Annotated in this window: 14 protein-coding genes; 13 read left to right on the top strand and 1 reads right to left on the bottom strand. The window is 34.1% G+C overall.

From position 1 onward, the window contains the following. Positions 1–38 precede the first annotated feature (38 nt). The 11 genes from CD041_RS00275 (at position 39) to CD041_RS00225 (ending at position 12,033) form a co-directional block, all read left to right on the top strand. Positions 39–1,508 carry a nicotinate phosphoribosyltransferase gene (locus CD041_RS00275; RefSeq protein ID WP_070648283.1) on the top strand — a complete coding sequence of 490 codons (1,470 nt, stop codon included), beginning with the start codon at positions 39–41 and terminating at the stop codon, positions 1,506–1,508. Further along, entirely contained in the window at positions 1,501–2,340 is an 840-nt protein-coding gene (nadE, locus tag CD041_RS00270; protein WP_002477939.1) for an NAD(+) synthase, read from the top strand. Before CD041_RS00275 ends, nadE begins: the two co-directional genes overlap by 8 nt. A gap of 72 nt (positions 2,341–2,412) precedes the next feature. Further along, the gene (locus tag CD041_RS00265; RefSeq protein WP_002477940.1) at positions 2,413–3,015 is read left to right on the top strand and encodes a DUF2179 domain-containing protein; all 603 of its coding nucleotides are present in this window, start codon (positions 2,413–2,415) and stop codon (positions 3,013–3,015) included. Then, a complete protein-coding gene (locus CD041_RS00260) occupies positions 2,996–3,175 on the top strand; it encodes an NETI motif-containing protein (RefSeq protein ID WP_012990796.1) in 180 nt (59 codons plus the stop codon). Before CD041_RS00265 ends, CD041_RS00260 begins: the two co-directional genes overlap by 20 nt. Before the next feature lie 376 nt (positions 3,176–3,551). After that, positions 3,552–4,847, top strand: a complete 1,296-nt coding sequence (gene purB, locus CD041_RS00255; protein WP_002477941.1) for an adenylosuccinate lyase — start codon at positions 3,552–3,554, stop codon at positions 4,845–4,847. A 95-nt stretch (positions 4,848–4,942) separates the two neighbouring features. Then, positions 4,943–5,245: a YerC/YecD family TrpR-related protein gene (locus tag CD041_RS00250; protein ID WP_002461369.1), complete on the top strand. Its 303-nt coding sequence runs from the start codon at positions 4,943–4,945 to the stop codon at positions 5,243–5,245. Positions 5,246–5,384: 139 nt separating this feature from the next. Beyond that, on the top strand, positions 5,385–6,077 hold the full coding sequence (gene pcrB, locus CD041_RS00245) for a heptaprenylglyceryl phosphate synthase (protein WP_002477942.1): 693 nt from the start codon (positions 5,385–5,387) through the stop codon (positions 6,075–6,077). Continuing rightward, complete coding sequence (pcrA, locus tag CD041_RS00240) at positions 6,077–8,269, top strand: DNA helicase PcrA (RefSeq protein WP_060795189.1); 2,193 nt, start codon at positions 6,077–6,079, stop codon at positions 8,267–8,269. The genes pcrB and pcrA overlap by 1 nt, the downstream gene beginning before the upstream one ends. A 3-nt stretch (positions 8,270–8,272) precedes the next feature. Then, entirely contained in the window at positions 8,273–10,276 is a 2,004-nt protein-coding gene (gene ligA / locus CD041_RS00235) for an NAD-dependent DNA ligase LigA (RefSeq protein WP_002477944.1), read from the top strand. 12 nt (positions 10,277–10,288) lie between these two features. After that, positions 10,289–11,479, top strand: a complete 1,191-nt coding sequence (locus CD041_RS00230) for a CamS family sex pheromone protein (RefSeq protein WP_002492732.1) — start codon at positions 10,289–10,291, stop codon at positions 11,477–11,479. Positions 11,480–11,643: 164 nt separating this feature from the next. Beyond that, the gene (locus CD041_RS00225; protein WP_002461363.1) at positions 11,644–12,033 is read left to right on the top strand and encodes a VOC family protein; all 390 of its coding nucleotides are present in this window, start codon (positions 11,644–11,646) and stop codon (positions 12,031–12,033) included. A gap of 332 nt (positions 12,034–12,365) precedes the next feature. Here CD041_RS00225 and putP read toward each other — a convergent pair whose 3' ends face one another. Further along, a complete protein-coding gene (gene putP / locus CD041_RS00220) occupies positions 12,366–13,904 on the bottom strand; it encodes a sodium/proline symporter PutP (protein ID WP_037544409.1) in 1,539 nt (512 codons plus the stop codon). A 565-nt stretch (positions 13,905–14,469) separates the two neighbouring features. Here putP and gatC point away from each other — a divergent pair. Both gatC and gatA read left to right on the top strand, forming a co-directional pair. Beyond that, on the top strand, positions 14,470–14,772 hold the full coding sequence (gene gatC, locus CD041_RS00215; RefSeq protein ID WP_002477947.1) for an Asp-tRNA(Asn)/Glu-tRNA(Gln) amidotransferase subunit GatC: 303 nt from the start codon (positions 14,470–14,472) through the stop codon (positions 14,770–14,772). A gap of 1 nt (position 14,773) precedes the next feature. Continuing rightward, entirely contained in the window at positions 14,774–16,231 is a 1,458-nt protein-coding gene (gene gatA, locus CD041_RS00210) for an Asp-tRNA(Asn)/Glu-tRNA(Gln) amidotransferase subunit GatA (protein ID WP_070648285.1), read from the top strand. The last annotated feature ends 6 nt before the right edge of the window (positions 16,232–16,237 follow it).

The raw sequence follows: 16,237 nt of genomic DNA, 5'->3' as shown, positions 1-16,237 counted from the left end.
TGATAAAATATATAAAAAGATCGATTGGAGAGAGTCTTGTGTATCAATATAGTGATGATAGTTTAATGTTGCATAATGATTTATATCAAATAAATATGGCAGAAAGTTATTGGCATGACGGCATACATGAGCGAATGGCAGTTTTTGATTTGTATTTTAGAAATATGCCATTTGATAGTGGTTATGCAGTATTTAATGGTTTGAAACGGGTAATTCAGTTTGTGGAAAATTTTAAATTTACAGATTCAGACATTGCTTATCTTGCATCTATAGATTATCAGGATGACTTTTTAGAATATTTAAAGCAATTAAGATTTACTGGCCATATTCATGCGATGCAAGAAGGAGAGCTTTGCTTTGGAAATGAACCCATGTTAAGGGTGGAAGCGCCTTTAATTCAAGCACAATTGTTGGAAACAGAATTACTGAATATCATCAATTTTCACACTTTAATTGCAACGAAAGCCAGTCGTATTCGTCAAGTAGCCCCGAACGATGTATTAATGGAATTTGGAACTAGACGTGCACAAGAATTAGATGCTGCTTTGTGGGGAGCTAGAGCTGCTTATATTGGAGGATTTAATTCAACGAGTAACGTGCGTGCGGGTAAGCTATTCGGTTTGCCAGTTTCAGGTACACATGCGCATGCGTTAGTACAAACATATGGGGATGAATATACGGCATTTAAAAAATACGCTGAACGACATAAAGATTGTGTCTTTCTTGTTGATACATTTCACACATTGAAGTCAGGTGTACCAACTGCGATTAAAGTTGCTAAAGAATTAGGAGATAAGATTAATTTTGTTGGTATACGTTTAGATTCTGGCGATATTGCTTACTTGTCTAAAGAAGCACGTCGAATGTTAGATGAAGCTGGTTTTCCTAATGCTAAGATAATTGCTTCAAACGATTTAGATGAACAGACTATTATGAGCTTGAAATCCCAAGGTGCATGTGTAGATTCTTGGGGTGTAGGTACAAAATTAATCACTGGTTATGATCAGCCAGCTTTGGGTGCGGTATATAAACTTGTTGCCGTTGAAAATAATGAAGGCCAATACGTTGATCGCATTAAATTATCTAATAATGCAGAAAAAGTAACGACACCCGGTAAGAAAAAAGTATACCGCATCATTAATAAGAAAACAGGGAAATCGGAAGGGGATTATATAACGTTAGAACACGAAAATCCTAATAATGAGAGTCGATTAAAAATGTTTCATCCGGTTCATACTTATAAGATGAAATATATTAAATCATTTGATGCTATTGATTTACACCATGTAATCTTTGAACAAGGTAAACTGGTTTATGATTTACCTTCTGAAGATGAGGCGCAAGCCTATTTAACAAAAGCATTATCTCAATTGTGGGATGAAAATAAACGTTATTTAAATCCCCAAGAGTATCCCGTTGATTTAAGTACAGCATGTTGGGAAAATAAACATAAACGTATATTTGAAGTTGCTGAGCACGTGAAAGAGATGGAGGAAGAAAATGACTAAGTTACAAGATATCATTGTTAAGGAAATGAAAGTTAAAAAAGAGATTAATGAAGCAGAAGAAATTGAAAGTATTAAGTCATTTATTAAAAATTATGTGCTATCACATTCATTCATCAAAAGTTTAGTTCTTGGCATATCTGGTGGACAGGATTCAACGTTAACTGGTAAACTCGCACAGCTAGCTGTAGATGAATTAAACGCAGAAGGTCGTAAATGCGAATTTATTGCGGTTAAATTACCGTATGGTGTGCAAAAAGATGCAGCTGAAGTTGACGATGCAATCGCGTTTATTCAACCTGATAAAGTAGTGACTGTAAATATCAAGCCTGCTGTAGATCAAAGTGTTACTTCTCTACAAGAAGCGGGTATCAAGTTAACAGATTTTCAAAAAGGCAATGAAAAGGCAAGAGAGCGCATGAAAGTACAGTTTTCCATCGCATCTCATACGCAAGGCATTGTTGTTGGTACGGATCATTCTGCGGAAAATATTACCGGCTTTTTTACTAAATATGGTGATGGTGCTGCAGATATTGCGCCAATTTTCGGTTTGAATAAACGTCAAGGACGCCAACTCTTAGTCTTCTTACATGCACCCAAACATTTATATGAGAAGGTTCCTACTGCTGATTTAGAAGATGATAAACCGCAATTACCAGACGAAGAAGCGTTAGGTGTAACTTATAATGATATAGATGATTATTTAGAAGGAAAAGGTGTATCTGAGGCAGCTCGTCAAACAATTGAACGTCATTATATTAGAAATGCTCATAAAAGAGAACTGGCTTATACACGATATAGCTGGCCCAAAAGTGATATGAATACTGAAAGTTAATAAAAAACTAGTGACAAAAATCAGTTTGGCTGATAAAATAATCTGGATTTGATGAATGAAAAGAGGAATTTTATGTCTGCAATTGCACAAAACCCATGGCTCATGGTATTTGCTATTTTTATTATTAATGTGTGCTATGTGACATTCCTAACCATGAGGACGATTCTAACACTAAAAGGATATCGATATGTTGCTGCAGTCGTGAGCTTTTTAGAAGTATTAGTCTATGTCGTAGGTTTAGGATTAGTAATGTCAAGTTTAGATCAAATACAAAACATTTTTGCATATGCGCTGGGCTTTTCTGTTGGAATTATCGTTGGTATGAAAATAGAAGAAAAGTTAGCGCTAGGTTATGTTGTAGTTAATGTAACCTCTGGTGAATACGAACATGATTTGCCGAATGAATTGCGAAATTTAGGCTATGGTGTGACACACTACGCAGCTTTTGGACGCGATGGCAGTCGTATGGTGATGCAAATATTAACTCCACGCAAATATGAGCTTAAATTAATGGATACCATAAAAAATCTAGATCCTAAAGCATTTATTATTGCATATGAGCCTAGAAATATACATGGTGGTTTCTGGACGAAAGGTGTACGTAAACGTAAGTTAGCAGCTTATGAACCTGAAGAATTAGAAAGTGTTGTGGATTATGAAATTCCAAGTAAATGACAATGAAACAATAACTGAATGTATACAACGCATGCGCTCTGACGGATATATACCAATACGTCGAATTGAAAAGCCTATATTTCAAGAGCTTGCTGACGGTAGCATAGAAGTATTAAAACAGGAAGTCATTTTTATAGGAAAGAAATTGAATACAGATTAGTTCTATTAAGATAAACAGTTTGGAACATCTTTATAATTTAGGCTATCAACTATATATTTGCAGTAGTTGGCTGGATTGAAAACACGCTGATACCAAGCTTTTTTCAATTCTAGTCAACCATATCGGGGCGGGAATACGAATTCATAATGAATTCTGTCCGGCTCCTTTTTTTGTGGTAAAAATGTTGATAGTAATTGTTTTCGTATTCAGATTATCATAGAATATGAAAGTAAGGAAAAACTTTATACATTTACTTGGAATTTTGATAAGCTAAGGTTGAAGTGATTAAAAAACGAACTTTTTCGTTTTATTTCGTATTATTGTACAGTTTTAATGTAAGTCATTCATCAAATTACTAGTGATAGGAGTTAAAAAAATGATAGAGCGCTATTCAAGAGAAGAAATGTCAAAGATATGGACAGATCAAAATCGTTACGAAGCATGGTTAGAAGTAGAAATTTTAGCTTGTGAAGCATGGAGTGAATTAGGATATATTCCTAAAGACGATGTTAAAAAAATTCGCCAAAATGCAAAAGTAGATGTCAATCGGGCTAAAGAAATAGAGGAACAAACACGTCATGATGTTGTTGCCTTTACAAGACAAGTTTCAGAAACACTTGGAGAAGAAAGAAAATGGGTGCATTATGGACTCACTTCAACTGATGTCGTAGATACAGCGTTAAGTTACGTCATTAAACAAGCCAATGATATCATTGAAAAAGATTTAGAAAGATTTATAACTGTTCTAGCTGAAAAAGCTCAAAAATACAAATATACCTTAATGATGGGACGTACACATGGGGTGCATGCTGAACCTACAACTTTCGGTATCAAAATGGCACTATGGTATACGGAAATGAAACGTAACTTAAAGCGCTTTAAAGAGGTGCGCAAAGAAATTGAAGTAGGGAAAATGAGCGGTGCTGTTGGTACATTTGCGAATATCCCTCCTGAAATTGAAAGCTATGTGTGTAAGCACTTAGGTATTGACGCAGCGCCAGTTTCAACACAAACATTACAACGGGATCGTCACGCATATTATATTGCAACGCTAGCGCTTATAGCAACGTCTATGGAAAAATTTGCAGTAGAGATTAGAAACTTACAAAAAACAGAAACACGTGAAGTTGAAGAAGCATTTGCCAAAGGACAAAAAGGCTCTTCTGCTATGCCACATAAACGCAATCCAATCGGATCAGAAAATATCACTGGCATATCTCGCGTAATAAGAGGCTATATTACAACTGCATATGAAAATGTACCTTTATGGCATGAACGTGATATATCACATTCTTCTGCTGAACGTATTATGTTACCTGATGTTACTATTGCATTAGATTATGCGCTTAACCGTTTTACAAATATTGTAGATAGACTAACTGTTTATGAAGATAATATGAGAAATAATATTGATAAAACATTTGGTCTTATATATTCGCAACGTGTATTATTAGCACTTATCAATAAAGGAATGGTAAGAGAAGAAGCTTATGATAAAGTACAGCCAAAAGCAATGGAATCATGGGAAACGAAAACACCGTTCCGCGAATTAATTGAACAAGATGAAACAATTACAAATGTATTATCTAAGGATGAATTAGACGAATGCTTTGATCCAAAACACCATTTAAATCAAGTGGATACAATTTTTAATCGTGCTGGTTTAGAATAACTCCTTAACTTCTTGCGTATATTTGACTACACTTTAATCATTTAGTACGTTAAAATGAGATTAAATATTGAAAATGAGTCTAGGGGTTGTTAACGATGCAAATTGAAAAATTACGTGGGAAAGCATTAGATGAATTATTTGATGCAATACTCACTCTTGAAAATAGAGAAGAGTGTTATCAATTCTTCGATGATTTATGCACCGTCAATGAAATACAGTCATTATCGCAGCGATTACAAGTAGCTAAAATGATAAAGCAGGGTTATACCTATGCAACGATAGAGCAAGAATCGGGCGCATCAACTGCAACGATTTCACGTGTAAAACGCTCATTACAATGGGGTAATGATGCATATACAATGATTCTTGACCGATTAAATATTAAGACAAAAGAATAGTGTTACAACATGGCTGGGACAATGATTTTGTCTCAGCCATGTTTGACGTAATGATAATCGAATTTATTTGGCATAATAGTTTAGAAATGAGAATAGAAAATGATATAATTTAAGGTATGTTAAAAAAGGAGATACTTGTATGTATGATTTAAAAGAATGGCGCCATGTATTTAAATTAGACCCTGCAAAGGTTATTAATGACAGCGATTTAGATGCAATTTGTATGTCCAACACAGACGCAATTATTATTGGTGGCACAGATAATGTAACAGAAGATAATGTATTGCATTTAATGAGTAGAGTACGTAGATATCCTATTCCTTTAGTGTTAGAAATTTCCAATATTGATAGCGTTATGCCAGGATTTGATTTTTATTTCGTGCCTACAGTATTAAATAGTGCAGATGTTAAATATCAAAATGGTATGTTACATAAGGCATTAAAACAATATGGACATGTTATCAATTTTGATGAACTGTTTTTAGAAGGCTATATCGTACTTAATCCAGAAAGCAAAGTAGCTGAAGTAACACAAGCGCAAACAGCTTTAAATGAAGAAGATCTCATTGCTTATGCTCAAATGGTTGATCAGCTATATCATTTACCAATCATGTATATAGAATATAGTGGTATTTATGGTGATGTAGAAAAAGTTAAGTCAGTAGCTGAAACCTTGACTAGCACGCAATTATTTTATGGTGGCGGTATATCTACGTTGTCAGAAGCACAGCAAATGGCCAATTATGCGCATACAATTGTGGTTGGAGATTTAATCTATACAGATATTAAGCAAGCATTGAAAACAGTAAAAATTAAGAAGGAGTTTCAGTAATGAATTCATTAGTTGCAAATATGAACGACGAACAAAGCGAAGCCGTGAGAACGACAGAAGGGCCACTTTTGATTATGGCTGGTGCTGGCTCAGGTAAAACAAGAGTGCTTACGCATAGAATTGCATATTTATTAAATGAAAAAGGTGTTTCGCCATATAACATACTAGCAATTACGTTTACCAATAAAGCAGCTAAAGAAATGAAGCAACGTGTTGAACAATTAGTCGGTGAAGAAGCATCAGTTATCTGGATGTCAACATTTCATTCGATGTGTGTCAAAATTTTACGTAGAGATGCTGATCGCATTGGCATCGAACGAAATTTTACTATAATAGACCCGACAGATCAAAAATCAGTCATTAAAGATGTATTAAAAAATGAAAATATTGATAGTAAAAAATTTGAACCACGTATGTTTATATCAGCAATAAGTAATTTAAAAAATGAATTAAAGACAACCGACGATGCTCAAAAAGAAGCGAATAATTATCACGAACAGATGATTGCTACTGTTTATAGTGGTTATCAACGACAATTATCTCGTAATGAAGCGCTTGATTTTGATGATTTAATTATGACTACAATCCGGTTATTTGAGCGTGTTCCAGATGCATTAGAATATTATCAAAATAAATTTCAATATATCCATGTAGATGAATATCAAGATACCAATAAAGCTCAATATACATTAGTGAAAATGTTAGCCAGTAAATTTAAAAATTTATGTGTAGTAGGTGATTCAGACCAATCAATTTATGGTTGGCGTGGCGCAGATATTCAAAATATATTATCTTTTGAAGAAGACTATCCTGAAGCTAAAAGCATCTATTTAGAACAAAATTATCGTTCAACGAAAACAATACTTAATGCAGCAAATGAAGTGATTAAAAATAATACTGAACGAAAGCCTAAAGGACTTTGGACAGCCAATACCAATGGTGAAAAAATTAAGTATTATGAGGCCATGACCGAGCGAGATGAAGCAGAATATGTCGTGCGCGAAGTCATGAAACATCAGCGCAATGGCAAAAGCTATGGCGACATTGCAATTTTATATCGTACAAATGCACAGTCACGTGTCCTAGAAGAAACATTTATGAAATCAAATATTCCTTATACTATGGTTGGTGGTCAAAAGTTCTATGACAGAAAGGAAATTAAAGATTTACTTAGTTATTTGAGAATCGTAGCAAATAGTAATGATGATATTAGTTTACAACGTATTATCAATGTTCCAAAAAGAGGTATAGGACCATCTTCTGTTGAGAAAATTCAGGCATATGCATTACAAAATAATATCAGTATGTTTGATGCATTATCAGAAGCGGACTTTATCGGACTTTCTAAAAAAGTAACACAAGGATGTATACAGTTTTATGATTTATTACAGAATTTGATTAAAGAACAAGAATTTTTAGAAATCAGTGAAATTGTAGAAGAAATATTAGAAAAAACAGGTTATCGCGCTATGTTAGAACGAGAGCAAACGATAGAATCACGCAGTCGTTTGGAAAACCTTGATGAATTTATGTCAGTGCCTAAAGACTATGAAGAAAATACGCCACTTGAAGAACAATCTTTAATTAATTTCTTAACAGATTTATCATTAGTAGCAGATATTGATGAAGCACAAATTGATGATGGCGTAACAATGATGACAATGCACTCGGCTAAAGGCCTTGAATTTCCTATTGTATTTTTGATGGGAATGGAAGAATCATTATTCCCTCATATTAGAGCGATTAAAAGCGATGATGATCATGACATGCAAGAAGAACGACGAATTTGTTATGTGGCTATAACACGTGCAGAAGAGCAGCTTTATATTACTAGAGCTACAAGTAGAATGCTGTTCGGACGCTCACAATCTAATATGCCATCCCGTTTCCTAGAAGAAATACCTGAAGATTTATTAGAATTACCAAACCAAGATAAACGTCAAACCATTGCACCTAAGTCAAAATCTATGGTAAAACGTGGCTATAGTAAACGAGTTACTTCTCCTAAGAGAGAGGTTAAGTCATCGGATTGGCATGTTGGAGATAAGGTCATACACAAAGCATGGGGCGAAGGTATGGTTAGTCATGTTAATGAGAAAAATGGCTCTGTAGAATTAGATATTATATTTAAGTCACAAGGTCCTAAACGCTTGTTAGCTCAATTTGCACCGATTGAAAAAAAGGAGGATTAAATCATGGATAATTTGCAACATCGTGTCAATGAATTACATGATTTATTAAATCAATATAGTTATGAATATTATGTTCAGGATAACCCCTCTGTTCCTGACAGCGAATATGATAAGCTTCTTCATGAATTAATCCAAATTGAAGCGGATCATCCTGAGTATAAAACGACTGATTCTCCAACGGTGCGTGTTGGCGGTGAAGCCCAATCTTCATTCGAAAAGGTTAGACATGATACACCAATGCTTAGTTTAGGTAATGCCTTTAATGAAGAGGATTTAAAGCGTTTTGATCAACGCATTCGTGATCACATAGGTGAGGTAGAATATATGTGTGAGCTGAAAATTGACGGTTTAGCAGTATCTTTAAAATATGAAAACGGAAAATTTGTGCAAGGATTGACGCGTGGAGACGGTACGACTGGAGAAGATATTACTGAAAATTTAAGAACGATCCATGCTATCCCTTTGAAATTAAAAGAGCCATTAAACTTCGAAGTACGTGGTGAAGCATATATGCCTAGAGCTTCATTTATGTCCTTAAATAAACAAAAAGAGAAAAATAACGAACAACCGTTTGCAAATCCAAGAAACGCTGCTGCAGGCTCGTTGCGGCAATTAGATTCAAAGTTGGCAGCTAAACGAAAGTTAAGTGTATTTTTATATAGTGTCAATGATTTCTCTGATTTTAATGCAACAACTCAAAGTGATGCTTTGGATGAACTGGATCGCTTAGGCTTCAAAACGAATAAAGAACGTGAGTGTGTGAGTGATATTGATGGTGTATTGGCGTACATTGAAAAATGGACTGCGAAACGTGAATCATTAGCTTATGATATTGATGGTATCGTGATTAAAGTTAATGATTTAGCACAACAAGAAGAGATGGGTTACACGCAAAAATCGCCTAGATGGGCAATTGCATATAAATTTCCTGCTGAAGAAGTAGTTACACGGCTGTTAGACATTGAATTAAGCATAGGAAGAACCGGAGTAGTAACACCTACGGCTATTCTAGAACCAGTTAAAGTGGCCGGAACCACAGTTTCACGTGCATCATTGCATAATGAAGATTTAATACATGAGCGTGATATTCGCATTGGAGATAGTGTTGTTGTGAAAAAAGCAGGAGACATTATTCCAGAAGTGGTAAAAAGTATTATCGAGCGGCGCCCCAATGATGCCGAAACGTATCATATGCCAACGCATTGTCCTAGCTGCGGACATAAGTTAGTAAGAATTGAAGGTGAAGTAGCTTTACGCTGCATCAATCCAAAATGCCAGGCTCAACTGGTTGAAGGACTTATTCATTTCGTATCTAGACAAGCTATGAATATTGATGGTTTAGGAACGAAAATCATCCAGCAACTCTATCAGCATGAATTGATTAAAGATGTTGCAGATATTTTCTATTTAACTGAAGAAGATTTATTACCCTTAGAACGCATGGGTAAAAAGAAAGTAGAGAATCTATTACAAGCTATCGACAAAGCTAAATCTAATTCTTTAGAACATTTACTTTTTGGTCTTGGTATTCGTCATTTAGGTGCCAAAGCAAGTTATGTTTTGGCTGAAAAATACGAGACGATAGAACGTTTGTTAACTGTTACCGAAGATGAACTTATAAGCATTCATGATATTGGTGACAAACTTGCGCAATCTGTCGTCACATACTTAGAAAATGAAGATATTCAATCATTGATTTCTAAATTAGCTAACAAAGATGTTAATATGACTTTTAAAGGGGTAAAGATTTCAGAATTAGCTGGTCACCCAGAGTTTCAAGATAAAACAATTGTATTAACGGGCAAACTAGAACAGATGACTCGTAAAGAAGCGGCTGATTGGCTTCAGTTACAAGGTGCAAAAGTGACCAATAGTGTAACTAAAAACACAGATTTAGTTATTGCAGGTGAAGATGCAGGGTCTAAATTAACAAAAGCACAGAAGTTTGGTACTGAAATTTGGTCAGAAAGTGACTTTATTAGCAAGCAAACGGAAATAATGGAGTAGAGGAGAACGGCGATGAAGCGGACAATAATTTTATTGATTTCAGTATTATTTATATTAGCGGCTTGTAGTAACGGTAATCAAGATGATAGAAAAGATAAATCAGCCGATCATCCAAACAGTGCGAATCAAATTGCGACTGATAAAGATGTACAGGGTGATAACTATCGTACCTTACTCCCATTTAAAGAAAGCAAAGCGCGTGGTATTTTACAGGATAATATGACGAATGGATATAATGGAGAAGATTTTGAGAGAGGGCTGTTGAATTTAAGCAAAGACGTCTTTTCAACTGACAAGTATTTATACCAAGATGGTCAATATCTATCGAAGTCTACAATTAATGCATATCTTGAGCCTAAATTTACTAAAGATGAAATTGACAAAATGAGTGAAAGCGAACAAAAGGATAAAAATGCAAATGAGAATTTAGGCCTTAATCCATCACATCATGGAGAAACAGATAAAGCTAAAATTGCTAAAAAATCTCCTGCATATTTATCGAATATACTAGAACAAGATTTTTATGGCAACAGGGATAAAAAAGGTTCAAATATTAAAGGAATGACTATTGGACTAGCAATGAATAGTGTTTATTATTACCAAAAGGAAAAAGATGGAGAAACATATAGTGAAAATTTAGATGACAAAGAAATTGAGAAACAAGGTAAATCCATGGCATCTGAAATACTATCTCGTTTACGTGCAAACGAAGACTTGAAAGATATACCGATTCATTTTGCTATCTATAAACAATCTGGTCAAGACTCTATTTCTCCGGGAAGCTTTATCGCACAAACAACTGCAGATGATGGTCAAACTACGATCAATCATTGGAAGTCCATTAATGAAAAAACAGTCTTATTGCCTTCAGATGATGCAGATAAGTTAAACGAGACATTAAACAATAACTTTAAGCAATTTAATAATAATTTACAGTCATATTTTACAAACTTTACTCAAGCAGCAGGTAAAGTGAAATTTGTAGATAAAAAACCACGTCAACTTACAGTAGATTTACCTATAGATTATTATGGGCAAGCTGAAACGATTGCAATCACTCAATATGTTACTGAACAAGCTAATAAATATTTTGATAACATCGATAGTTACGAAATACGTATTAAAGACGGTAATACTTCAAGAGCTTTAATCAGTAAATCAAAAGATGACAAAGAGCCACAAGTGCATATTTATAATAACTAGAAACTTTTTTAAAGGCGGAAGAACTTATATTAGTTCATATCCGCCTTTTGTTTATTTAAATAAGTTTAGGGAAATGAATCAAATACACCATTATTAAGTGAATAACTTTAATGGTTATTATTTCACATTGTATTAAATAAATTTAATGAGATAGGTTGGGTTTTATGGAATTAAAACATTTAAACATGGTAGTTAGAGATGTACAAAAGGCTAAAACATTTTTCGAAAAATATTTCGATATGACATGTTTTGTTAACGCGGGTAAACAGTTCGTGGCTATGCATGATGAAAATCATTTTGTCTTTAATTTGATTTATGGCGATGATTTTAAATATCCTAAAGAATTGCACATTGGTTTTCCGCAAAAAAGTATTGAAGATGTCGATGCGATGTATGAACGACTTACGAAAGATGGTTATGCTTCTGAAGAACCAACCTATACGCATAATGCTTATACATTTTACTTTATGTCTCCAGCAGAATTTACAATTGAGATATATCATGATGTTAATCAAGAGACGAAGTTAAAGATGCCTGATTATTTTAAAGAATAGGCGCCACAATTTATGGAATTATATCAACAATAGTGTTAAATTATCTAGTGAAAAACACACTCTAAAAGTTAGACTAACGTTTACCTTTTAGGGTGTGTTTAATTAAATTAAAAAATCATATGCTAAATAAATGATGCGGTATTAATTATATCGTGATATTACAATTGCATTACTCCATGCTAGATAATATTTGACTAGCAAGCCACAATGAACAACATGATGAAAAAGATGCAATTGATGTCATTAGACACAAATAATTCAGCATATCCAAGATGAAATTGTAAGTCTTATATTATCTTTATATTTAAATATAACGCGCAAATGTTTTACATTTACTTTTCACGGATTATGGTTTTGACTTTTTCAATATCTTTATTGACAAAATCTCCAGGTTTCTGTGTTAATAAACTGACAACATAAGTTACTATAACGCTAGTTAAGAATCCAGGGATAATTTCGTATATACCGAAAATTTCATTGATTGTTGCCAAAGGTTTAATCCATACAATCCAAATAATAACGACTACCGCACCAGCAATCATGCCACTTAGTGCGCCGGTACGCGTTAAGTTTCTCCAATAAAGAGAATATAACACTAAAGGACTAAAGGCAGCACCGAAACCGGCCCAAGCATTTCCAACTAAATTAAGAATTGTATCATTTGGAGACCATGCGATTGCTAATGCCACAATTGCGACAATTAGTACCGATAATCTACCTACAAGAACAAACTCTCGTTGATGCTCAGCAGCATGTTTCTCCCCACGAATTAATTTATAAAAATCCTCTGTTAGTGAACTAGAAGTAACTAATAATTGAGATGAAATGGTGCTCATAATCGCCGCTAAAATTGCAGCTAATAAAAAGCCACCAACAAGTGGATGAAATAAAATTTGACTCATGACGATAAATAGTGTTTCTGGATCTTCCATTTTGATATGATTATCAGAAATAAAAGCAATACCTGTTAACCCCACACCGACAGCGCCTAATAAACCAACAGCCATCCAACTAATTCCTAGGCGACGTGCTTTAGGAAGCAATTGATGTGATTTTATTGACATAAAACGTACGATAATATGTGGTTGACCAAAGTATCCTAATCCCCAAGCAAAAAGGGAAATAATTCCTAAAGTTGTTGTTCCACGAAATAAGTCTAAATTTGTTGGTTTCATTTCAGCAACACGATTGAAAGTATCCCATCCATTAAGTTGCATCATAGCAACAATTGGTACCATGACCATTGCAATTAGCATAATAACGCCTTGGAAAAAATCAGTAATTGATACCGCTAGATATCCTCCGAAAAACGTGTAAGCAATAACAATGACGGCTACTAGAAGCAAACCGATATGATAATTTAGTCCAAAAGCACTTTCAAACAGTTTGCCACCAGAAACAAATCCGGAATGCGTGTATAATGTGAAAAATATAACGATGATTAAACCAGAGAATATTTTTAGGATGTTATTTTTATCATTTAATCTATTTTTAAAAAAATCTGGAAGTGTGATAGCGTCCCCAGCTATTTCGGTATAAACTCTAAGCCTCGGTGCAACAATAATATAATTAAGATAAGCGCCAAGTGTTAGTCCGATTGTTATCCAAATAGCAGATAATCCAGTGCTATAGACAGAACCTGGAAGTCCCATAATCATCCAGCCACTCATATCTGAAGCACCTGCGGATAATGCAGTTATGTAAGGGCCAATGTTTCGACCACCCAACATGTATTCACTAATATTATCTGTTGCTTGTCTGTAGCCATAATATCCGATAATCAGTAAAATAATAAAGTAAATGGCAATCATAATATACGTTTGCCAGTCTGTTTGCACTTGATTTTGCAATGTAGAACCCAATAATAACATATGAAGAACCCCCTTTATTTTTAGTTACATGTAATATTATACAATATGATGAATGAGATAGAGAAGATAAATTTTATGCCTTCTAAATTTTTAAGGAATATAAGTTTTTAATAAGGTATTTTAAGTATAGATTTTATATTCAGAATTTTTAAATTAATGAATACTATGCTATTAAAATTCTGGATTTTGTATATGTAACTAGGATAATGGCATAAATATCATAAATGAGTAACATTATTTTAATGCTTTTAGACATAAAAGGGATAATGATGTATTGCTGAGCTAATTCACACATTACCGAACGTTACATTTTTCAATAGTTATTTATGTTAAGAATGTACTTAAATCAATTTCTTAAATCCAGATTAATCCTAATACTAACGGTCTATATAGTTTTTTAATTTAATAGCCTTAAACCAAAGTAAGTTGGGCTGTGGCACCGAAAGCTTTATTATAAAATAAGATTTTTGTCTTGCTCCCGTGTAATGTAATAAATATTTAGATTTTTGTGTCGAAATTTGATACAATTTTATGATGAATGAGTAATAAGGAGGCTTTTAATTTAATGACAAAGGTAACACGCGAAGAAGTTGAACATATCGCTAACTTAGCAAGACTTCAAATTTCTCCTGAAGAAACTGAAGAAATGGCAACAACGCTTGAAAGTATTTTAGATTTTGCAAAACAAAATGATAGTGCAGCTACTGAAGGTGTTGAGCCAACATATCACGTTTTAGATTTACAAAATGTGTTACGTGAAGATAAAGCTCAAGAGGGTATTCCTCAAGAACTTGCATTAAAAAATGCAAAAGAAACAGAAGATGGTCAGTTTAAAGTTCCAGCCATCATGAATGAGGAGGACGCTTAAGATGAGTATTCGATATGAATCAATTGAGAATCTACAACAATTAATTAAAGATAAAAAAGTTAAACCATCAGATATTGTTAAAGATATTTATGATGCAATTGAAGAGACAGATCCAACGATTAAATCGTTTTTAACATTAGATAAAGAAAATGCAGTTAAGAAAGCACAAGAATTAGATCATTTACAAGATAAAGACCAAATGGATGGAAAGCTCTTCGGTATACCAATGGGGATTAAAGATAATATTATTACTGAAGGTGTAGAAACAACTTGTGCTAGCAAGATGTTAGAAGGATTTGTTCCAATTTATGAATCAACAGTAATGAATAAATTAAAGCATGAAAATGCAGTATTAATCGGTAAATTAAACATGGATGAATTTGCTATGGGAGGTTCAACCGAAACGTCTTACTTCAAAAAAACGGTCAATCCCTTTGATCACACGGCCGTACCGGGTGGATCATCAGGTGGTTCTGCTGCGGCTGTAGCAGCAGGCTTAGTACCATTTAGTTTAGGTTCTGATACTGGGGGATCAATTAGACAACCAGCAGCATATTGTGGCGTAGTTGGTATGAAACCTACTTATGGTCGAGTATCTCGTTTTGGTTTAGTAGCATTCGCTTCATCATTAGATCAAATTGGACCTATTACGCGTAATGTTAAAGATAATGCCCTCGTGCTAGAAGCTATTTCAGGCGTTGATGCACACGATTCAACTAGTGCGCCTGTAGATGATGTTGATTTCACTTCAGACATTGGAAAAGATATAAAAGGTCTTAAAGTAGCGTTACCTAAAGAGTATTTAGGAGAAGGTGTCAGTGAAGATGTTAAATCATCAGTTAAAAATGCTGTAGAAACACTTAAATCATTAGGTGCTGAAGTAGAAGAAGTATCATTACCTAATACAAAATATGGTATTCCTTCATATTATGTTATCGCATCTTCAGAAGCATCAGCTAACTTGGCTCGTTTTGATGGTATCCGCTATGGTTATCACTCAAAAGAAGCGCAAACATTAGAAGAGCTATATAAAATGTCTCGTTCCGAAGGTTTTGGTGCTGAAGTAAAACGTCGTATTTTCCTTGGGACTTTTGCATTAAGTTCTGGATATTACGATGCATATTATAAAAAATCGCAAAAAGTAAGAACATTAATTAAAAATGATTTTCATAGAGTATTTGAAGATTATGATGTTATTGTGGGTCCTACTGCGCCAACAACTGCTTTCAATTTAGGTGATGAACTAGATGATCCACTAACAATGTATGCAAATGACTTATTAACGACACCGGTAAACTTAGCTGGCTTACCAGGTATTTCTGTTCCTTGTGGACAATCCAATGGACGACCAATTGGCTTACAATTTATTGGTAAACCATTTGATGAAAAGACGTTATATCGTGTTGCTTATCAATATGAAACACAATACAACCTACATGACGCATACGAAAATTTATAAGGAGTG

The sequence above is a fragment of the Staphylococcus lugdunensis genome (assembly GCF_002901705.1).
Classification (GTDB): domain Bacteria; phylum Bacillota; class Bacilli; order Staphylococcales; family Staphylococcaceae; genus Staphylococcus; species Staphylococcus lugdunensis.
This window is presented reverse-complemented; position numbering and strand designations above follow the sequence as displayed.